Origin of the sequence: Rhodocytophaga aerolata (assembly GCF_030503435.1) — a bacterium.
GTDB lineage: Bacteria > Bacteroidota > Bacteroidia > Cytophagales > 172606-1 > Rhodocytophaga > Rhodocytophaga aerolata.
Window position 1 is genome coordinate 139,957 of sequence record NZ_JAUKPO010000003.1, and the last position, 21,577, is coordinate 161,533.

Annotated in this window: 18 protein-coding genes; 9 read left to right on the forward strand and 9 right to left on the reverse strand. The window is 38.2% G+C overall.

What is annotated here, in order from left to right:
- Positions 1-20: 20 nt before the first annotated feature.
- The 3 genes from Q0590_RS07425 to Q0590_RS07435 all read right to left on the reverse strand — a co-directional run bounded on the left by Q0590_RS07425 (position 21) and on the right by Q0590_RS07435 (position 2,362).
- On the reverse strand, positions 21-833 hold the full coding sequence (locus Q0590_RS07425; protein ID WP_302036876.1) for a GAF domain-containing protein: 813 nt from the start codon (positions 831-833) through the stop codon (positions 21-23).
- A 63-nt stretch (positions 834-896) separates the two neighbouring features.
- Positions 897-1,499, reverse strand: a complete 603-nt coding sequence (locus tag Q0590_RS07430; RefSeq protein WP_302036877.1) for a chemotaxis protein CheB — start codon at positions 1,497-1,499, stop codon at positions 897-899.
- Between the two features lie 38 nt (positions 1,500-1,537).
- Positions 1,538-2,362 (reverse strand): CheR family methyltransferase, encoded by an 825-nt coding sequence (locus Q0590_RS07435; RefSeq protein WP_302036878.1) that lies wholly within the window; start codon positions 2,360-2,362, stop codon positions 1,538-1,540.
- 746 nt (positions 2,363-3,108) lie between these two features.
- Between Q0590_RS07435 and dnaK the strand changes: the two genes are divergently transcribed.
- Positions 3,109-5,028 (forward strand): molecular chaperone DnaK, encoded by a 1,920-nt coding sequence (gene dnaK / locus Q0590_RS07440; protein ID WP_302036879.1) that lies wholly within the window; start codon positions 3,109-3,111, stop codon positions 5,026-5,028.
- A 111-nt stretch (positions 5,029-5,139) separates the two neighbouring features.
- Here dnaK and Q0590_RS07445 read toward each other — a convergent pair whose 3' ends face one another.
- Both Q0590_RS07445 and Q0590_RS07450 read right to left on the reverse strand, forming a co-directional pair.
- A complete protein-coding gene (locus tag Q0590_RS07445) occupies positions 5,140-5,520 on the reverse strand; it encodes a hypothetical protein (RefSeq protein WP_302036880.1) in 381 nt (126 codons plus the stop codon).
- A 246-nt stretch (positions 5,521-5,766) separates the two neighbouring features.
- A complete protein-coding gene (locus Q0590_RS07450; RefSeq protein WP_302036881.1) occupies positions 5,767-7,458 on the reverse strand; it encodes an ABC transporter substrate-binding protein in 1,692 nt (563 codons plus the stop codon).
- Positions 7,459-8,102: 644 nt separating this feature from the next.
- On the opposite strand from Q0590_RS07450, the gene Q0590_RS07455 reads away from it, so the two are divergent.
- The 5 genes from Q0590_RS07455 (at position 8,103) to lepB (ending at position 12,464) form a co-directional block, all read left to right on the forward strand.
- Positions 8,103-8,888: a ParA family protein gene (locus Q0590_RS07455; protein WP_302036882.1), complete on the forward strand. Its 786-nt coding sequence runs from the start codon at positions 8,103-8,105 to the stop codon at positions 8,886-8,888.
- Between the two features lie 118 nt (positions 8,889-9,006).
- Positions 9,007-9,918: a ParB/RepB/Spo0J family partition protein gene (locus tag Q0590_RS07460; RefSeq protein ID WP_302036883.1), complete on the forward strand. Its 912-nt coding sequence runs from the start codon at positions 9,007-9,009 to the stop codon at positions 9,916-9,918.
- A gap of 4 nt (positions 9,919-9,922) precedes the next feature.
- The gene (locus Q0590_RS07465; RefSeq protein ID WP_302036884.1) at positions 9,923-10,516 is read left to right on the forward strand and encodes a DUF5683 domain-containing protein; all 594 of its coding nucleotides are present in this window, start codon (positions 9,923-9,925) and stop codon (positions 10,514-10,516) included.
- Positions 10,517-10,578: 62 nt separating this feature from the next.
- On the forward strand, positions 10,579-11,295 hold the full coding sequence (gene dapB, locus Q0590_RS07470; RefSeq protein WP_302036885.1) for a 4-hydroxy-tetrahydrodipicolinate reductase: 717 nt from the start codon (positions 10,579-10,581) through the stop codon (positions 11,293-11,295).
- A 59-nt stretch (positions 11,296-11,354) separates the two neighbouring features.
- Positions 11,355-12,464, forward strand: a complete 1,110-nt coding sequence (lepB, locus tag Q0590_RS07475) for a signal peptidase I (protein WP_302036886.1) — start codon at positions 11,355-11,357, stop codon at positions 12,462-12,464.
- 239 nt (positions 12,465-12,703) lie between these two features.
- Here the strand turns inward: lepB and Q0590_RS07480 are convergent, their stop codons facing one another.
- From Q0590_RS07480 to Q0590_RS07495, 4 genes are all read right to left on the reverse strand, one after another.
- Entirely contained in the window at positions 12,704-13,366 is a 663-nt protein-coding gene (locus Q0590_RS07480; protein ID WP_302036887.1) for a response regulator transcription factor, read from the reverse strand.
- A gap of 275 nt (positions 13,367-13,641) precedes the next feature.
- The gene (locus Q0590_RS07485; RefSeq protein ID WP_302036888.1) at positions 13,642-14,229 is read right to left on the reverse strand and encodes a DUF4136 domain-containing protein; all 588 of its coding nucleotides are present in this window, start codon (positions 14,227-14,229) and stop codon (positions 13,642-13,644) included.
- Between the two features lie 528 nt (positions 14,230-14,757).
- Positions 14,758-15,696 carry a UbiA-like protein EboC gene (gene eboC / locus Q0590_RS07490; protein ID WP_302036889.1) on the reverse strand — a complete coding sequence of 313 codons (939 nt, stop codon included), beginning with the start codon at positions 15,694-15,696 and terminating at the stop codon, positions 14,758-14,760.
- 111 nt (positions 15,697-15,807) lie between these two features.
- Positions 15,808-18,126 (reverse strand): transglycosylase domain-containing protein, encoded by a 2,319-nt coding sequence (locus Q0590_RS07495; RefSeq protein WP_302036890.1) that lies wholly within the window; start codon positions 18,124-18,126, stop codon positions 15,808-15,810.
- Positions 18,127-18,408: 282 nt separating this feature from the next.
- Here Q0590_RS07495 and Q0590_RS07500 point away from each other — a divergent pair, with 282 nt between their 5' ends.
- From Q0590_RS07500 to Q0590_RS07510, 3 genes are read left to right on the forward strand one after another with little or no spacing between them, the layout of a single operon-like run.
- Positions 18,409-19,509, forward strand: coding sequence for an efflux RND transporter periplasmic adaptor subunit (locus Q0590_RS07500; RefSeq protein WP_302036891.1), 1,101 nt, complete (start codon positions 18,409-18,411; stop codon positions 19,507-19,509).
- Between the two features lie 21 nt (positions 19,510-19,530).
- Positions 19,531-20,790, forward strand: a complete 1,260-nt coding sequence (locus Q0590_RS07505) for an ABC transporter permease (protein WP_302036892.1) — start codon at positions 19,531-19,533, stop codon at positions 20,788-20,790.
- A gap of 21 nt (positions 20,791-20,811) precedes the next feature.
- Complete coding sequence (locus Q0590_RS07510) at positions 20,812-21,534, forward strand: ABC transporter ATP-binding protein (RefSeq protein WP_302036893.1); 723 nt, start codon at positions 20,812-20,814, stop codon at positions 21,532-21,534.
- The last annotated feature ends 43 nt before the right edge of the window (positions 21,535-21,577 follow it).

The window sequence follows — 21,577 nt, forward strand, 5'->3', positions numbered from 1 at the left end:
GTATTCTCTATGATTTATAATTAGGCTAATATTTCTTCTTGAGGCTGAGCGGCCAGTAGTTCTACCAGCAAAGGAGAAATCTGGTCAAAAAAATCTTCATCAGATTTTGTAAAAGGTTTAAAGGAGGCTACTTCAATTACACCTATAACTGTATTTTCTGATAAAATAGGTGCTATTATTAAATGTTTAGGAGAAGAATTGCCTAAGCCTGAAATAATGGTTACATACCCATCAGGAACTGTGCTAATATTAATAAGCTTTCCTTCTTTAGCTACTTGTCCGGTTAGCCCTTCGCCAAACTCATACTGAATAGATTTGCTTTCAGCCATGAAATAAGCATAGCTGGCACACATTTCTACTACACGTTTTGCATCTTTATGCTTGGCTTGAAAAATGGCTCCCTGGCAAGCTTCCAACTCATTACAAATGTTGCTAAGTACTTTTTCTAGTTTAACAGTTGCATCCGGTATCGCTAAATCAAGTTTATTTTGAATCGATTTTACTCTTTTATCGATTGCAACTACCTCTGTATGGGAATGCTGTGAAGAAAAGTCAGTTTTTATATCTTCATGCTGATGCAGATGCACAGCTGTATTTTGCCTGTTCAGCAACAGGAACAGAACAGCTGATACGCCTAGAAAAATTTCTATGCCTACAACCATAAAAATAGGCTTTACTGTTTGTTCAACTAACTCAATCTGTTGACTCTCGCGGATTTGTAAGGCACCTGTTATTTGTGCAGAAGCTTGATATAAATAATAAGTTACGCCAACAATACCTAGTAGAAAAAGAATAACTGCTATATTACCTAGCTTTTTGTAAAATGAGTTCATATTGTTCAGTTATGTAAGCAATGAATAAATCCCTGTTGTTATAGGGTTTATGCGATGTTATTTTTATGTACTTTGTTTGTACACTTTATCTAGTTCCTGTAAAAAAGCAATAATCTGGGAAACGGTGAGCACATGGTCAATTTGCGTAAGCTTTATTGCTGCTACTGGCATGGTATCAATCATACACTCGCTGGGTTCCTGTACAATAGTTAAACCTCCCCGGTCTTTAATCTTTTTCATTCCCATAGCCCCATCTTTATTAGCTCCGGTCAACAAAATGCCAATCAGCTTGTTTTTGTATACATAGGCGGCTGTTTCCAGAGTTATATCTATTGAGGGTCTTGAATTATTTACCATTTCTTCGGTAGATAAAGAAAAATGATTTCCAAGCTCAATACACAGATGATAGTTAGCCGGAGCCAGATATATTTTGCCCTTTTTAATGGAATCTTTGTCTTCAGGCTCATAAAGTGAAATATTGCTTTTAATATTTAAAGCTTCCACAAAGCCATGCCTTACATGTTTCAGTCTATGTAAGCACATAATAATAGGTAATTCAAAGTCTTTGGGCAGATTAGACAGTATTTTACTAATCACCTGAAAACTTCCAGCTGACCCTCCTATTACTATAGCTTTATATTGATTATTTAATTTGAACTGACTCATGTATCTTGCTTACATAGAAGTGAATATTCTTCAACCGCTTAATCTTTAATCTTCTTATAAATCTTTTCTTCGTTGTTAGCGACGATGAACTTATTAGCAATTTCACACCATATCAACGACTCCTTTGAACCCACGATCAGATATCCATATTTGAATAAGCTTTCGTGAAACATCTTGAGAACATTGTTTTGTAGAGCCTGATTAAAATAAATCATTACATTTCTGCACAGAATAAGGTCAAATTTGGAAAAGGCCATACTAGCTACCAGGTTATGTTCCCTGAAGGATACATGCTCTACCAGAGATTTATCCATAATGGCTTTCCCATTTTCTTCCTTATAATATTTTTCCAGAGTGGTGGTTCCTTGAAAACGTAGGTAGTTCTTTTGGTTAAGCTCCATATTCTTCATGGAATACACACCTGACCTTGCTTTTTGAAGAATATCTGTATCAATGTCAGTGGCTACTATTTTGGTTTTATCAAGAATACCCATCTCCTTGAGTACAATGGCCATTGAAAAAACCTCTTCACCCGAAGAACACCCGGCATGCCAGATACTGATGTTGTTGTGGTTCAACATGATATTTGGCAAAATATGGTCCCTCAACTCCCGCCAGAAAGAAGGATCTCTGAACATCTCCGTTACATTGACAGTAACTTCTGAAACGAATTCTTTGAAAAATCTTGGCTCCTCGGTAAGCTTTTTAATCAGCACATCTACGGAGGCCAGTTTATACATTTCTAGTATTCTCTGTATGCGTCTTTTAAAGGAAGACATAGCATAGTTGGAAAAATCATAGTTATATTTTTCCTTAATTACTTCTGTCAACTTTCTTAACTCTGCTATTTCAATTTCCTGCATAGTCTGTGGATATGATATTTTCCTCTGGAATAGCTCTATTTTAAAAAATTCACAGCTGTTGCCTACCAACTATTGCGCTGCTCACCGTCTGGCTGTGTTATAGTCTACTTATATAGCTATGCAAGTTAATTCAAAATGGATACACTCAAATTGTGTTATGGTGTTGTGGAGGTATGCTATTGTAATTTATAGTAGCATTTTGTCATTTTACTACGAAAAATTTGTCAGAACTTTTATTTATCTACCTGGCAGAAAGCCTATAGCTATTTACAATAAAGTATCGCCCTTTGATGAATGAAAGATAAGCTGCTTGCAAATACTGATTGTAGCTCAAATTCTTCTCTAAATATAAGCAGTTAAAATAGGGAAAATATAGCTTAAAGAGTGCCTATACAACGTATCTAAAGCAAAGCTGTGTTAAATTTCACATCTATTTATCAGCCTATTGCAGGATAGCCGTTTACTGAGGAAATGCCAAAATGAGATAAACTTTGTGCAGATGCTTCGCTCTTTGGAAAGTTACTTTTATGAGTAATATAAACTGGCTATTTTATAATTTCTTCTATATCTATCCTCCGTGCGAGTATTAAGTATACTACGGCTGTTAAGTACAGCAAATCCATTCGCACTGACAGAATGTCACCTAAACAACAATTATTCACCCTTGGCACAACCCTTGATAAACACCAATAGTACTTATCACGTATGATTAAATAAAGCATTTAGAACTTAAAACTCAATAAATCATGGGAAAAATTATTGGAATTGACTTGGGTACTACCAACTCTTGCGTGGCTGTAATGGAAGGAAACGAGCCTGTTGTAATTCCTAACAGCGAGGGTAGAAGGGTGACCCCATCCATTGTTGCATTTTTAGATAATGGGGAGCGGAAGGTGGGCGATCCTGCCAAGCGTCAGGCAGTGACTAATCCTAGAAATACTATACAATCTATCAAACGCTTTATGGGTAGAAAATACTCTGAAGTGTCTAATGAACTAAGAAATATAGCTTATACTGTTGAAAAGGGCACCAATGACACGCCCCGTGTAAAGATTGGCGACCGTTTATATACTCCTCAGGAAATTTCAGCGATGATTCTTCAGAAGATGAAATCTACTGCTGAAGATTACTTAGGAACTACTGTAACAGAAGCTGTTATTACTGTACCTGCCTACTTTAATGATGCTGAACGTCAGGCTACGAAAGAGGCCGGCCAGATTGCAGGTTTAGATGTAAAACGTATCATCAACGAGCCTACAGCCGCTGCTTTAGCGTATGGTATGGACAAGAAAGGCAAGGAAATGAAAATTGCCGTATTTGACCTTGGTGGCGGTACATTTGATATTTCTATTTTGGAGTTAGGTGATGGAGTGTTCGAAGTAAAATCTACCGATGGCGATACTCACTTAGGCGGTGATGACTTTGACCAGAAAATCATCGACTGGCTGGCACAGGAATTCTTGAATGATCATCGCATCGATTTGCGTAAAGATCCAATGGCTTTGCAACGCTTGAAAGAAGCTGCTGAAAAAGCTAAAATAGAACTTTCAAGTTCTACACAGACAGAGATAAACCTGCCATATATTATGCCGGTAGATGGTATTCCTCAACACTTAGTGAAGTCGCTGAGCCGCGCTAAATTTGAGCAATTGTGCGATGATTTGATTAAGCGTACACTCGAACCATGCCGCCGGGCAATGAAAAATGCCGGAATGAGCAATTCCGATATAGATGAAGTAATCTTGGTTGGTGGCTCTACCCGTATTCCTAGAATACAGGAAGAAGTAGAAAAATTCTTCGGTAAGAAACCATCTAAAGGAGTAAACCCAGATGAAGTGGTGGCTGTTGGTGCTGCTATTCAAGGTGGTGTATTAACAGGTGAGGTAAAAGATGTATTGTTGCTAGATGTAACTCCGCTTTCTTTAGGTATTGAAACTATGGGTGGCGTATTTACTAAACTGATAGAATCGAATACAACTATTCCTACTAAGAAATCTGAAACTTTCTCCACAGCTTCTGATAATCAGCCGTCTGTAGAAATACATGTACTTCAGGGCGAGCGGGCAATGGCCAGAGACAACCGTACTATCGGACGTTTCCACCTGGATGGTATTCCACCGGCCCCAAGAGGCGTACCTCAAATTGAAGTAACCTTTGACATTGATGCCAATGGTATATTACATGTATCTGCAAAAGATAAAGGTACTGGCAAAGAACAGAAAATCAGAATTGAGGCTTCTTCTGGCTTGACAGATGCTGAAATTGAGAAAATGCGTAATGAAGCTAAAGCCAACGAGCAGGCAGATAGAGAAGAAAAAGAACGTATTGATAAGTTTAATACAGCCGACTCCTTAATCTTCCAGACAGAAAAACAATTGAAAGAATATGGAGATAAGCTTTCTGCCGGAAACAAAACTGCGATAGAAAGTGCACTAGCCGACTTAAGAAAAGCTCATGGTGCAAAAGATTTTGCAGGAATTGATTCAGCAATGAACACACTGAATACTGCATGGCAAAATGCTTCTCAGGAGATGTATAATGCTGCCGGAGCTGCAGGTGGTCCGACTAATGCCGGCCCTACCGATGGTGGCGGAACTGCTAACAATACTGGAGGTAAGGATGATGTAACGGATGTAGACTACGAAGAAGTAGAAAACAGAAAATAATTTTCCTCCAATCAACAAAAAACCCGCATAGATTTATGCGGGTTTTTTGTTTCTATATCTGGCCTAGTTGAGTTCAAAGTATATTTACAATCATGTTATTAGTATTAGCAGCTATTTTTTGCTGGTAGCTTTTCTTCGACTTAACTTATAGCATTTTATATCTGCTTCCTTTACTTCACGTATATCAAAAATTACTGTTTCGCTTTTATAATCTATACCTAGTTCATCTAAAATGTGTTTTACTTTTAAATAGTAGTAAGCACCGGCTTTGTTTGTTACAAATGTATCAGCATCTGCTTCTTTTGCCACAATCAGGTATAAATTACTATCCTTTTCATCTTCGTCATTAACTGCCAGTTTAAAATATTTGTTCTTCTCTAAGCCCAGCACTTTTATAGCACCTGTTGAGAAACCCATTTTTCCTGTTTTGTGTACAGTAGCCTTAACAACGCCTACATTATCCTTGGGTGTGAGGAACTTAAATTTTATCATGAATCAAATATAAAAAATACATATAAAGACAAACAAATTTTCCTACTATATTTTATAAGGAGACTAGTATTGATTTATTTATTCATTTATTGCTAAACTTACTTATCATTTCTGTAGCAAATTCTGAAATTGCTTTACTTATCAGCTTTTTATAAGTGAGTTAATACATTGAATACGTAGTTACATACAAAGAAAGAGGCAAGATTCTTTGCGAACCTTGCCTCTTTCTTTGTTAAATTATGTTATTTACTGTACTGCTGCTGTAGTTACAGTAGATTTAAAATCTACTCTTTCTAAACTTAGATTATTCATTGGGTTAGCTTCTAAGCCTGTTACATTAGGCTGAGCCATCCGAAGCACTTCATCATAATATAAAACTATTACAGGCGCTTCGGTCATTACAATTTGATCCATTAGATTGTACATTTCATATCTATCAAAAGGATCATTATCCACTACCTGGGCTTTTTCAAACAACTCATCAAACTTCTCATTTTTGAAACGGGTTTTGTTTGGACCTGCCGGAGACATATTCTTGCTATAGAACATTGACAAATAATTTTCTGCATCCGGATAATCGCCTAACCAGGAAGCTCTAAACAAATGCACTCTGCCATTATCTACTAGTTCCTGATGCGTAGAGTTATTATTGATATCAATTTTTACGTTAATACCTAAGCTAGACCACTGTTTCTGCAAATATTCGCAAAGCTCATTATGAAGGTTATTAGAGTTTAAGGTAACTTCTGGGAAACCTTTTCCTTGTGGATACCCTGCTTCTTTCAATAACTGCTGAGCCTTTTCAAGATTGTATGTATATCCTTTTACTTTTGTGCTATCAAACGACGGAAGTACTACTGGCACCATACCCGATACACCAGGTATACCTAATTTGTTTCTTAAAAAGCCTACTAGTTCTACTTTATTAATTGCATAATTCATAGCCTGTCTTACACGTCTATCTAGGAAAGGATGCTTTTTATCTTTATACAAAGAAGGGTCCATCTGAAATCCAAGGTACTCAGTGTTCAGGTAAGGGACTTTACTAACCTGGTATTTGGCTGCAAATTCTTTTTTCACCGAGCCATCGCGGTTCAACACTAGATCTCTGGAAGCTTCTTCAATACCAGAAACAAAATCTAATTTTCCTTGCTCAAATGTTCTGAATGCCTGATTTTTATCTGAGATAAACGATACCTGCACAGCATCCAGATAAGGCAAATTATTTCCGGAAGCATCTTTTCGCCAATAGTTGTTATTTCTCAGCAATGTTAAGCTTTCGTTTTCAGTCCATTGTTTGAAAGTAAAAGGACCTGTTCCTACTGGTTTTGTTCTGAAATCTTTACCATACTTTTCTACGGCTTCTTTAGGAACCACATACGTGTAAGGCATACTTAAAATCTGCAATATTGGAGGAAAAGGCTTATTCAGATATATTTTAAGCGTATAATCATCCACTGCTTTGAAAGATGTATCAGAAACACTGCCATCCACATTTTTAAGGATTTTGTCATTAAAAATCCAGGCACCAGTGCTGGAAGTAGCTGGGTCTAGAATTCTTTTAAAGCTATAAACAAAATCTTCTGCTTTTAACTCTCTTCCTTTCCCATCCGGAAATACTTCACTGTCATGAAAATGGATGCCTTTCCTGATGTGAAATGTATACGTTTTATTATCTTCTGAAGCGTTCCAGGTATCTACTAAGCAGGGTACCACATTTAGGTGATGGTCTAACTCAAAAAGTCCATTGTAGATCTGATTCGCCGCCCAGATATTTGCCTGGTTGCGTGCAAAAGCAGGGTCCAGAGAGGTAAGGCCTTCAGCCTGGTTGTATCTGAATACTTTTTTGGCTTCATTATTCTCTCTTTTATCGCTATCCCCTCCACAGGATGAGAGCAAAGCTACAAGAGCAAATAACACAGTAAATTGTCTTAACATAATTTTCTACAATTTTTTCAATTAAACATTTATCTTTGCAATCAAAATTTGAGTTTAAATATTGACGAATTTTCAGAACAAAAAAAACAATTGATTAGCAATTACATACATCTTATAATCTGTTTCTCTATCCTCTATTAGAGGAAATACATACGATTACTTTGAAACATCTGCCTTCTGCAAATACTATCTTACATAAGAGTAACATATTGAATTCAGACAGTTAAGACTGATAATGCTGGTTGTAATTGTAGCTTTTGAAAAATTTTAAATTATTTTGTGAATGGCTAGAGTTGCTATGCAAAATAGCAGTTTATAGAAGAATAGCAACTGAGGGCAAATAAAAATCTGCAAACAAGGGGTTTATTGGACAGTGGCAGATGATATTTACAGAATGAGTAAGAGAAACCCAGTTAAAAACTGTAATTTTGAATAAACCTGCTATACTCTTTTAAATTGATTGACGCAGATTCTCTTAAAAGATGTAATTTTAAAATAGTTTAATCATATCCTTACATAGGACTCAGCTTATAAACAACAAATAAATAGTAATTCACTTGTAAAACTATAGCCATTCCTACAATATACCTTTATGCAGGCAGGGAGTAATAGTGTATAAAAGTGATAGTTTATTTCCGGAAAATATGGGTAAAATTATAGCGATTGCCAACCAGAAAGGAGGCGTTGGTAAAACCACCACCACAATAAATCTGGCCGCAAGTCTGGCAGCTTTGGAATATAAAACACTTATAGTAGATGCAGACCCTCAGGCTAACTCTACCTCAGGTCTGGGGTTCAATCCGAAAGAGATTGAAAACAGTATCTATGAATGCATGGTAGACGGCGTTCTGGCCCGGGATATCATTATAAAATCGGACATTGATTATCTGGACTTGTTACCTTCCCATATTGATCTGGTAGGTGCGGAGGTTGAAATGATCAATCTTAGAAGCCGGGAAGAAAAAATGAGAGAAGCCTTAAAGGAAATAAAATCTGACTACGATTTTATTATTATTGATTGTTCTCCTTCCCTGGGTTTAATTACAATTAATAGCCTTACTGCTGCCGATTCCGTTATTATTCCTGTACAATGTGAATACTTTGCCCTGGAAGGCCTAGGCAAATTGCTGAACACCATTAAGATTATCCAATCCAGGCTGAATACAAAATTAGAAATAGAAGGCATTTTGCTTACTATGTATGACTTGAGGGTTAGGCTTTCTAATCAGGTAGTAGATGAAGTAAATGCCCACTTCCAGCAAATGGTATTTAATACAATTATCCCCAGGAATGTACGCTTAAGTGAATCTCCCAGCTTCGGGGTTCCAGCTATTGCACATGATGCCGATAGCAAAGGGGCTATCAGTTATTTAAATCTGGCCAGGGAGATTTTGACTAAAAACGGTATGATGGAACCCAACGGAATCTAAAGCTTTTGCTTGTTATACAGTATACTATACGCTTTATTATTGTATCTTTAATATCTGGCAGAATTTTACGGAACCACCGGAGTTATTTCTGTCCACTCAACTTAGTTTTATAATACACATGAATAATAATACCAATAATAAGTTACCCAAGAAAAGAAATGCATTAGGCAGAGGGCTTGGCGCACTTCTTCAGGATTCAGACGTGGTAAACAATGAAAAGCTGGGAGGATTGGAGGCGTTGAATACAATGAGTGAAATCGATGTAGAAACAATTGAAGTAAACCCTTTTCAGCCCCGTACATATTTTGATGCTGCGGCTCTTCAGGAGTTAGCGGAATCTATTAGAGTACAAGGCATTATACAACCTATTACTGTACGTCAGCTTGATCATAACCACTACCAGCTTATATCTGGCGAACGCCGGTTGCAAGCCTCAAAAATAGCCGGACTCAAAACAATTCCTGCCTACGTACGCACTGCCAACGACCAGCAGATGTTAGAAATGGCGTTGATTGAAAACATTCAGCGGGAAAATTTAAATGCTATAGAGATTGCCTTAAGTTATCAGCGTCTAATATCAGAATGTGACCTTAAGCAAGATGAGCTGGGAGAAAGGGTAGGCAAAAACCGGACAACGGTTAACAATTATATCCGCCTGTTAAAACTTCCACCAGAAATACAAGTAGCCCTACGGGATAATAGGATTAGTATGGGCCATGCCAGAGCTATTATTAATATTGAAAATGTAGAAACCAAGCTGGCTATTTTTAATAAAATAATAGATGAAGACCTCTCTGTGAGGAAAGTAGAAGAAATGGTGCGTGAGTTATCCAACAAAACGTCTGCCAGCAAGGACAAAAAATCTGCTTACGCATTAAACTATGAGTTCAATCAAATCCAATCTAAGCTCTCTACACATTTTGGCACGAAAGTTAATATAAAAACAAGTGAGAATAACAAAGGTGAAATCAAGATTCCCTTTACTTCTGAAGAAGATCTAAACAGAATTCTCGAATTGCTGAATATGTAGTTGCATGATTGTACGTACGCTTCTGTTTTTTTTGTATTTAGTAAGCTTCTATATACCAAAAGTATATGCCCAAACTGATACGTTAGCTCCACTAAGTACGACCAGTGAAATAACTATACAACCTAATAAGCTTTCTCCCAGAAAAGCTACATTAATGTCGGCTGCTTTACCTGGGTTAGGCCAGGCATATACAAAATCCTACTGGAAAATTCCTATCTTATACACTGGTGCTGGTATTATAGGGTATTTGCTAATAGATAATAATCAGAAATACATACTGTGGCGTGACCGGTACATAAATCAAAGAACAGCTATTGAGAACGGGTTTGATGAGCCAGTAAAGTATGAGAACGGGGAACCCATTAGCCTTGAAGTTTTGAAGCGGGCAAAAGATACATATCGGCGCTACCGGGACCTAAATGTAATTCTGGCTGGCTTACTCTATGTATTAAATATTGCGGATGCTAATGTAACAGCGCATCTCAAAACGTTCGACCTGGGCAAAGATCTCACGATGCGTATACAGCCAGATTTATTGCCTAGCCCTTATCTGCAGCAGCCGATTGCTGGAATGTCTATCAGATTTAATATAAAATAAATAAAAGAATTACCTTTAGCATACTCATATAGTATCCGGAAAACTAAAAACACTTGCAACACATGAATATATTATTATTAGGCTATGGAAAAATGGGCAAAGAGATAGAAAAAGTGGCAATAAGCCGTGGACACCAGATTGCGCATAAAATAGATCTTAATAATGTAGAAGACCTGCATACGATTAACCCAACTGAAATAGATGTAGCTATAGAGTTTAGTGGACCCGAGGCTGCTGTGGCTAACCTTCTTTTTTGCTTGAATAACAATATACCAGTGGTAAGCGGCTCTACCGGCTGGCTCGACAGAAAATCAGAAATAGATAGTATTTGTTTACAAAAAAAAGGCGCTTTCTTTTATGCGTCTAATTATAGCTTGGGAGTAAATGTATTTTTTCATGTAAACCGTGTACTTGCCAAAGTAATGAGCCGTTATCCTACATACAATGTTGCTATTGAAGAAACACACCATACAGAGAAGAAAGATGCACCAAGCGGTACTGCTCTTACTTTAGCAAAAGATGTGATAGATCATATTAAAACCAAAACAAGTTGGGTAAATGCTTCTGCACATGAACTATCTCAGCTATCTATTGTTTCAAAAAGAGAGCCGCAGGTACCTGGCACCCACTTAGTTAAATACGACTCCCAAGTGGATAGCATAGAAATAAAACACATTGCCCATAGCCGCGAAGGGTTTGCCTTAGGTGCAGTAGTGGCCGCTGAATGGTTGCCGCGCAAAGTGGGGGTGTTTGGCATGGAAGACATGATGGAATTCTAATTTTCAAACTCTATAAATCTAGTCTGTTGACTATATAATAATACATATCTCTTATTCTAATGAATGTTTTGTCGAAAGAACCAAAAAGCGCTAAACAGGCTAGAAAGCCTAAGTCAAAGACCCGTGAGTGGATAGATGCCGTTGTATTCGCTGTGGTGGCTGCTACCCTTATCCGATGGTTAATTATGGAAGCTTTTACTATTCCTACCCCATCTATGGAAAAGTCGTTGCTGGTAGGCGATTTCCTGTTTGTGAGTAAAATTCATTATGGTGCACGTACACCTAAAACGCCTCTCCAGGTACCACTTACTCACCAGAAGATCTGGGGAACAGAGATTCCTTCTTATCTCGACTGGATACAACTGCCGCAGTACCGGCTTCCAGGGCTCTCTAAAGTAAAAAACAACGATGTAGTCGTGTTCAACTTTCCACCCCGGGAACCCGGCCAGGCGGAGGCTTATCCTACAGATCTAAAAACTAACTATATTAAACGTGCCGTAGGAATTCCAGGTGATAAAATTGAGGTGCGCGACCTGCAGGTATATGTGAATGATAAACCTGCGGAAAATCCTGAGAAAATGCAGTTCCGCTATTTTTTAGTGACCGATAATTCAGTTAACGACCGGATTTTTAACAAGTATGATATTACAGAATATCAAGCGGTACAAGGCGGGTATATTGTACTAACTACTCCGGAAACAGCAAAAGTGATAAAGGAATTAAGTTTTGTTAAGGAAATGATTTTAACGAAACGTAACCCAAATGAAGGAGACCCAAGGGTGTTCCCTAATTCATCTAAATTCGACTGGAACGAAGATTTTTTTGGACCCTTGATTGTACCTAAGGAAGGCATGACTGTTAAAATGGATTCTAACAATATTCTCTTATATGAAGAACTCATCCGGCAATATGAAAGCAATGAAAATGTAAAAGTACAGGAAGATCAATTGTACATTGATAATAAACTTGTTACCAATTATACATTTAAGCAAAATTATTATTTTATGATGGGTGATAACCGTCATAACTCATTGGATTCGCGTTTCTGGGGTTTTGTACCCGAAGATCATATTGTAGGCAAAGCATTTATTATCTGGCTGTCAGTAGATCCCAATGCAGGAATGTTAGAAAAAATCCGCTGGAACCGATTATTCAGGCTCATACATTAATAATACATGTAATTATCATACAAAAGCCCTTCCGGAAAGAAGGGCTTTTGTATTTACCTAACTTTAGGTAGTGAGAAAACTCAGCAGTGAAAGAGACAACAGAAGCAATACTGCATAAAAGATATGCTCTTTGTAGGAAGTTAGTAATTTCATTGGTAACACACTAAATTAAAAGTAGAACAAATTAAAATTAACAATTTTCATCAGGCAACTAGCCTAAAGGAGTAACTAGCTATGCGTCAAGGCTTCAACTTGATAATTCCACGTTGAATGCCATAATTTACTAAACCCATAATATTCTTCACTTTCACCTTTTTTAACATATTTTTTCTATGCGTCTCTACTGTCTTCGGACTGATAACTAGTTTGTCGGCTATCTGTGGTGTAGAGTAACCCTGAGCAATCAAATGCAGTATTTCTATTTCACGGCTAGTCAGGCTATGAAACTGTGCATCCAGGTTAGCTGTGGTATGGTTATTTTCAGGAGGATGTAATTTGTTTGCTATCTGTTTAATATTGTTGGCAGGGGTCTGTTGTATCGCTTTAAGAATAGCCTGATGCAACGTATGCTTATCGGCTGTTTTCAATACATAGCCTGAAGCACCAGCGTTGGTCATTTTTTCAACTATAGTAGCATTATCCTCCATTGTAAGTGCTACAATCTGTATATGGGGATATGTTTTCTTTATGTGACGAGAAGTTTCTATTCCATCCATACCTGGCATATGCACATCTAACAAAGCTAGGTCGCAAGGCTCTTTTTGTAATAGTTGTAATACCTCTCTTCCATTATTTGCTATGCCCACGACCTCTATCCCAGGTATAGAATTTAATAGCATGGCTATACCTTCAGCAAACAAAGGGTGGTCATCAGCTAATACAATCTTAACAGAATTAGCCATTAATTTTAAAATCCAAGTCTGAACATACGCTTGAGTGTGTAAATATGATAAAAAAAGGTTAATAGTCAACCTTATTTTCTGGAATTGGAATACTTATTTTGATAAGACATGATAAGTATATTATAAAAAATAAATAAGATCACAGTAAAAAAGTTATTGGAAGATTTTTAGTTATTTGTCCAATAGTAGGTATTGATAGAAATAGCTTATATACTCACAGACACTATGAGAGCCAGGCAGATAATTCCTGGCTCTCATAGTGTCTGTGAGTATAGTTAATTATTGGTATTGCGTTCGTTTACTAAAAATCCGTCAGCAAAAAAACCATATTTATCGAAGATAGACCGTACAGCTCTGCGCAGGTATCTCTCATTATTTAATGCTCTTTCATCAAATACACCTGAAGCATAGCCTTGCCATACAGTAATATCACGTTTTGTATCCACCAACTGTATTAATAAAGTACCTTCTCTCAACTGATATTTCACAGGGTCGTATCCTTCTTCTTCCGTTAGCTCTTCTTTGGGTATCCAGTTATCTTTATTTACTTCCGGCTGATTGTATCCTTGAAATTTAAAATCTTTGTAATAAATTTTATGGAACACTAGCAGGCTTGGTTTTTTCTGGGTCATTTTATATCCATGTAACTCGAGCCTGTTTCTTATTTCCTTTTCTATAATAGGATTACTCATACTGGAATCTCCGTCTACCTGCATATTAGAAGCCATGCAAAAAGATTTGTATTTCTTAAAATCCGCACGGAAACTATAATCCGATTCCACTAAGTAACGGTCACGTCGCATACATGCGGAAAACACCGTAAAAGTCAATAAGATAATTAAAAATGTCAAAGTGGTTTTCATATTACTATTGTGTCAGTTTGTTCCATTTTAATCACATAATATAATAAGATAAATCATCATTTGAAATTATCTTCAAATAATTATATGCGATAAGTGCCTCACCAGCAAATATTCTAGAGCTCTATACATAACCTGCCAAACAAAAAATAGTTTTATTAATATCCGATAATTTGGCTGCAGTGGAATGCGCCTCGCCAATGTATTTATAACCTAAACACCAGAAGGTATGCATGTGACAGGAAAATTTTTACACTTTTGATTTATGGGATAGGGGCCTTTTGGCCGGTCATTTTACTTGGCTCAAGTGTTCTACTCTATACAGTATAATTAGCTACGCCATCCGGAACTCTACGCTGCAAGACCCTTTGCCTGGAATTGAATATTGTTACGGTTAAAACATTCTACGGTTTTACCAACACTTGGCAAGTTTACTACCATCTACTAATATACAAACAAACTGAGCTTGGTCTATAGTAACCTGCAAATTATTTAAGCTTAGCGACTGTATACCAGGACATAACTATTTGTTTACGTTACGGCAAAGGTGCGGGCTAAGAAACGGGAAACAGGAAGTAAAGCTAGAATAAATAAGGCATATACCCACCCGGCAAATCCTGCAGCCAACGCAGCATCCATCACGATAAGCGCAATGATACCTGCTTTCACCGCCTTGCCAATATTTTGAGGTTTCCGGTCCTGCGATGCTTTATATAAAGGCGGAAATATAAGAAAAGCAAATAAAATTAAAAAAGGTACTACTTGCCAAAAAGTAGTTTTGCTTTGAGTGGTAAGAATAATAATACTTCCAATTACAATAGTATATAAAGCAAAAGCCAGATACAGCGCACCGCTATTTCCACCATGCACTTCTCCCCGGCTAATGGTGGTAATGGCGGCAATGTAAATAATAGGAATAAACGCAATAAACCAGTACTGCTCTACTGCCCCAAACGTAGCACTTACGCCCAGCAGCAAATTACCACCTCTGCACGCTCCCATATTGATTGGCCCGAGAATGGCATGATGTTTACCAAATTTATTATATGACAGAGCTAAAATAGCTATAGCAATGGCTATAGTACCACTTGTTACTGATACAACAAAGGCGGCCGCAATGCCTATAAGCAACAATATACTTCCTAAACTAATTGCACCAGTAAGGGTGGCACGGCCGCTAGGGATAGGCCTTTCCGGGCGTTCTATGGCATCCAAGCCTGCATCAAATACATCATTAAAAACTACGCCTCCTCCATATAAGCCTATGGTAGAAAAAGCCAGCAAAAGCAAATCTCTGTAATCAGCAGAAGCTTGTATACCATACGTGTACGCTATTTTAGTGAGGTCTAAGCCTTTTCTTTCTACATCCAGTGTTATACCGGATTGCACGGCTACTGCAAAGCCTGCCATAATATCAGCAATGGCAGTAATAATATTGGCAGGCCGCATTAATTGTAAATATGCTTTCATTCAAAACTGGGAATAGGTTATAGTTAGAAGGCAAAAAATTATGTTTTACATAAAGAGTAACTTAAAAAATTAAGCCAGTAAAGCCACTGTATTTCTGCACTATTCGTGTATTTATAAAATATCTTCATCTTCTGCTAAACTGTCTAACTTTGGCCGGATGTATTGGCTAGCCGAATCTTTTATTAATATAGCTTTCTGATACCGGTTGCAGTCTAAGGTCACAGATAACTTAGCGGGTTTTTTGAAAGTACCTTTTTTCACTGATAAAGTAGTGTCTGCATACACCTTATCCATGAATTTGCCCCAGTAAGGTAGCGCTGTACGGGAACCCAGCCCTTCTGCATCTCTGAAATGAATACTCATATCATCTCCGCCTACCCATACACCAGCCGCCAGATCTCTGGTAACACCTATGAACCATCCATCAGCATACCGCTGACTTGTGCCTGTTTTGGCGCCTACTTCATTATTGCGGGTAGCGTCGTATTGATATAAGCCCATGGATGTGCCCCCTCTTTCCTGTAAAGAGCCTTTTAACATATGTAGCATCAGATACGCTTTTTCTTCGCTTAATACTTCTTTGGTTTCTACTGAAAATTCTTCAACTACATTTCCATTGCGGTCTTCTATACGGGTAATGTAGATAGGTTTAGTCCACACACCCTGGTTAACAAAGGTACTGTAAGCTCCCACCATCTCGTATACAGAAACAGCCTCTGTCCCTAACCCTATTGAAGGCCATGGGCGTATGGAACTAGTAATCCCTAGCTGCCGTATGTAATCAATGACAGTAGTTACACCCATCTGCTTGATTAGGTAAGCCGGAACGGTATTTTTCGATTGAGCCATTGCTTCCCGTAAGGTTAATAAACTGTCGCTATACGTCCGGCTATAGTTTCTGGCCATCCAGTTACCAAATTCCGGAAAAACAGGAGAAATATCCAGAAACTGATCGCAGGGTGCATAGCCGGCATGGTCTATAGCTGCTGCATAAATGAAAGGTTTAAATACCGAACCGGGTTGCCGTCTGCCTTGCTTTACATGGTCATATTGAAAATGCTTATAATTAATACCGCCTACCCAAACTTTTACATGGCCGGTATTAGGGTCCATAGCCATCATTCCTGTATGTAAAAAATGCTTATAGTATCTGATAGAATCCATTGGACTCATAACTGTATCTATTTCTCCTTCCCATGAAAAAACACGCATAGGCACAGGTGTACGCATCACAATATCTACAGAGTCGGGGTGCTCAGTATACTTTTCCTGTAAGGCTTTATATCTGGAAGAACGTGCGGCGGTTCTCTCTATATAGCCCTCTATTTCCTGCATATTTTTGTTCACCCACGGATTACGGCCTTTCCAATGCTCAAAAAATTTTTTCTGTAATAGTTGCATGTGCTCCTGAAGAACCTCCTCTGCATACTGCTGCATCCGGTAATCAATAGTGGTATGGATTTTTAATCCATCAGCAAACAGGTCTTTGTCATGTTCCTTGGCCCATTTAAGTAGTTCGTTCATGATGTACCCTCTGAAATAGGTGGCTACCCCCTGGGTTTGATTTTCTACCTCATAATTTAACTTAACAGAGCTATGAATAAAAGCGGTATATTGAGTATGAGGCAGATACCCATATTTTTCCATTTTACTTAGCACTATATTTCTCCGGTTACGTGCATTGGCTGGATAATTTACAGGATTGAAAATTACCGGATTATTAAGCATACCGATTAAAAGAGCCGCCTCAGGTACACTCAGCTCACTAGGTGTTTTTTTGAAAAATGTTTTGGCAGCCGACCTTATTCCATAGGCATTGCTGCCAAAATCTACTGTGTTGAGATACAGCGTTATAATTTCTTTTTTGGTATAGTTTTCTTCCAGATTAATGGCGGTTATCCATTCTTTTGTTTTAATAATAAGAGTATTTACTAAGGGAACTCTGTCAAGCAATCCGGCATTTTCTTCTTCGCGAAGTTTGTATAAGTTTTTAGCGAGCTGCTGGGTAATGGTACTGCCTCCGCCTTCATCCTCTTGAAGCAATAAAATAGATTTAAACAACACTCGCCCTAAACTGCGAAAATCCACGCCGGAGTGCTTCTCAAAGCGGGCATCTTCTGTTGCAATCAAGGCATTAATTACATTTGACGATATTTCTTCATAGGCAACAGGCGTGCGGTTTTCCCGGAAATATTTGCCCATCAGTACCCCATCCGATGAATATACTTCAGAAGCCAAATCGTTGCGCGGATTGTCCAGTAACTTAAAACTTGGCAAAGGGCCAAATAACCCAAACAGGTCTATACTTACTGAAAAGATATAAATAGCCAGCATCAGCCATAAAGCCATAAAGCTCAACCACATCCGTTTGATTGTTTTTTTGTAGGCCCCTTGCTGAACACGAATATAATGCCGGAGGTTTAACCGCATGCTACTTTTCTTTTCTAGTGCAATTTACGCTATATCTGTTTATAAACTGCTATTTTCATACGTTCAGCTCTATGGATTCTTGTATCTGTACGTGCTTGGCAGTTAAAACCCTTTATTAAGCTGATAGGTAGTTTACTATAATGCATCTAAGTATGTGTAACTGCCACTTCCTTATTCATTTTTTACGCTTCGCTTACTTTAAATTGGTTAACCCATTGAGACATATTTCCTTTGTATAAAAGCTATTGCATCAAACGTATAGCTTTATCAGTGCATATTTCTATGAAAATCCTACTCTTCCATGTAAGCATAGCCGGTTTATTGCTTTTGCAGAATTGTACAAATAAAAAGCAAACCGCTAAACCAGCATATAAACTTCTGACAGAAGCAGTATATGCTTCAGGTAATTTGTTGCCCAACAATGAGTATAAGGTATTTGCACAAACAGATGGGGTACTGCTTAGAAAAGTAGCCGATGTAGGCGATACGGTAACTGTTGGGCAGATACTGTTTGAACTACAAAATGATAAACAAAACATCCGGTCCAGAAATGCATTAGAACAATACCGCATTGCTCAGCGCAATGCCGTACAGACATCACCAGTGCTTCAGGAAATGGAGGCAACGTTGGCTAGTGCAAAAGCCCGCTGGCAAAACGACTCCATCAATCATATACGCTACAAAAATTTAGTGGAGGGCAAAGCGACTTCCCGGATAGATTATGATAGGGCTACGTTAGCTTACCAGACTTCTAAAAATGAATACCTTTCCTTGATGAACCGGTATGAGAAAACCCGCACACAGTTGCAGTTAGAAGCACAGAATGCAGAAACTCAATATAAACTCAGTGTAGAGCAGAATGCCGATTATGCCATTAAAAGCCATATCAATGGAATTATATACGAAGTATACAAAGAAACCGGAGAGGTAGTAAAACCCACAGAGCCCATTGCCCTGCTTGGCGACCCCTCACAAGTTTACCTCAAATTAACGGTAGATGAACTGGACATTAACCGCATAAAAAAAGGACAACAAGTATTAGTAAAAATTGACACCTATAAAAATCAGGTATTCAAAGCCAAGGTCACTAAAATTTATCCCATGCTTAACGAACGTGACCAAAGTTTCAGGGTAGATGCCCGATTTGAGGAGGACGTACCGCGGCTCTATGCAGGGTTAACAGTGGAGGCCAATATTATTATTCAGCAAAAAGAGAAAGCCTTAACTATTCCCAAAACCTATTTAATAGGACAAGATAGTGTGATGATAGAAAAAGAAGGCGATGCTCAACTCGTGAAAATTACGAAGGGCATTGAAAATTTTGAGTATGTGGAAATTCTATCCGGGCTTGATACAAATTCAGTGTTAGTGATGAATTATTAGTCTATTCCTCTTACAGGTCTTATGAACACCTCTTTGCTATTTCAGATTGCCAAAACCCACTTACTCTCCAGGCCTAAACAGACAGTAGTAGCCGCCTTAGGTGTTACCTTTGGTATTTCTATGTTCATATTTATGGTCAGTTTTATGACTGGCGTGAATAAATTATTGGAAGAAACTACCCTAACAAATACCCCTCATATCCGCATATTTAATGACATAGAAACAGACCGGCCCTCTATACTGGACGAATATTATAGGAATACTCCCATACTCACGGTAGTGCATCACCAGAAACCAAAAAAGGAAAAACAAAATCTGAAAGATGGATTCCAGATTGTACGCACCATACAGGCAGATAACCGGGTACTGGGTATTTCGCCGCTAGCTAACTCACAGGTTTTCTATAACTATGGGTCACAGCAAATCAGCGGACTTATTACTGGTGTAGACATTATGGCTGAAGACAAACTATTTAACATTAGGGATAAAATGATCCAAGGAAGAATAGAAAACCTGCTTTCAGCAAATAACGGAATTATCATGGGAGCCGGCTTGGCAAGAAAACTCAATGCCCAGGAAGGCGACAAAGTAAGTATTACAACGCCGGAAGGTGTGCGGCTTTTGCTGAATATTGTAGGAATTATGCGGACAGGCATTGTACAGATAGATGATACTAAAAGCTACGCAACCCTGGCCACCGTCCAGAAGATTTTGCAGGAAGACAACCGCTACATAACAGATATAAATATAAAGTTGAAAGATCTGAACCAGGCAAAAGGTGTGGCAGCTTCTTACCAATCTATATTTGGTTACAAAGCCGAAGACTGGGAAACAGCCAATGCTACTATTCTACTTAGTTTTACCTTGCGTAATTTTATTACTTATGCAGTGGTTTTCACCATTTTAACGGTAGCCGGCTTTGGTATATATAATATCCTGAACATGACTATTTATGAGAAAATGAAAGATATAGCTATTTTGAAAGCTACTGGCTTCTCAGGGAAAGACATCACTAGCATATTTATGGTGCAGGCTGTTACAATAGGTATAGCAGGAGGAATGGTTGGCTTGCTCCTAGGTTTTATATTGTCGTATGCTGTATCCAAAGTGCCCTTCAAAGCAGATGCCTTTATTAACATGGATCATTTGCCTGTTAACTTTGATCCGTATTATTATATAGTGGCTTTGCTATTTGGTATGCTTACTACTGCTTTATCTGGTTATTTACCTTCCAGAAAAGCTTCTAAGATCGATCCGGTGGAAATAATCAGGGGAAAATAGAGTCAACAAACTTTACAGATTATGCATACACTAGAGGAACAATATGAAGCAGGCACGGTCGCCGCTAAAAGTGTAGTCCTAAGAGCCCGGCACATCACTAAATATTTTTATGAACCGCAAAAATTTCAGGTGTTGAAAGACATTACTTTTACAGTGAATAAAGGCGAGTTTCTTTCTCTAGTAGGTAAGTCTGGCTGTGGCAAATCTACATTATTGTATGTGCTTTCTACCATGGATACGGATTACGAGGGCACCTTAGAAATGAATGGAGAAATGATTACCGGTAAAACCCAGAACGAACTGGCCCGCTTCCGCAACGAGCATATAGGCTTTGTTTTTCAATTTCACTACTTGCTTCCTGAATTTACGGCTTTGCAGAATGTGATGATTCCAGCACTGAAATTGGGTAAGTATCCGAAGAAAGAAATTGAAGAAAGAGCCTACCGGAAACTAGAGTTATTGGGCATGCACGATCAGGCCTTAAAGCCTACAAATAAACTATCTGGCGGGCAGCAGCAACGGGTAGCCATAGCCAGAGCCTTAATTAACGACCCTACTATTATTATGGGAGATGAACCTACTGGCAATCTGGATTCAGTAAATACTCACAATGTTTTTGATATTTTCCGGGAACTTGCTCAAACGTACCATCAGACAATAATTGCGGTAACACACGATACAGAGTTTGCCCAGAACACCGACCGCATTATTGAGATGAACGATGGCCAGATTGTATCAGCGTAATTAACTATATTCAGGTACAGCGCATGATGGCATTATAACCTCC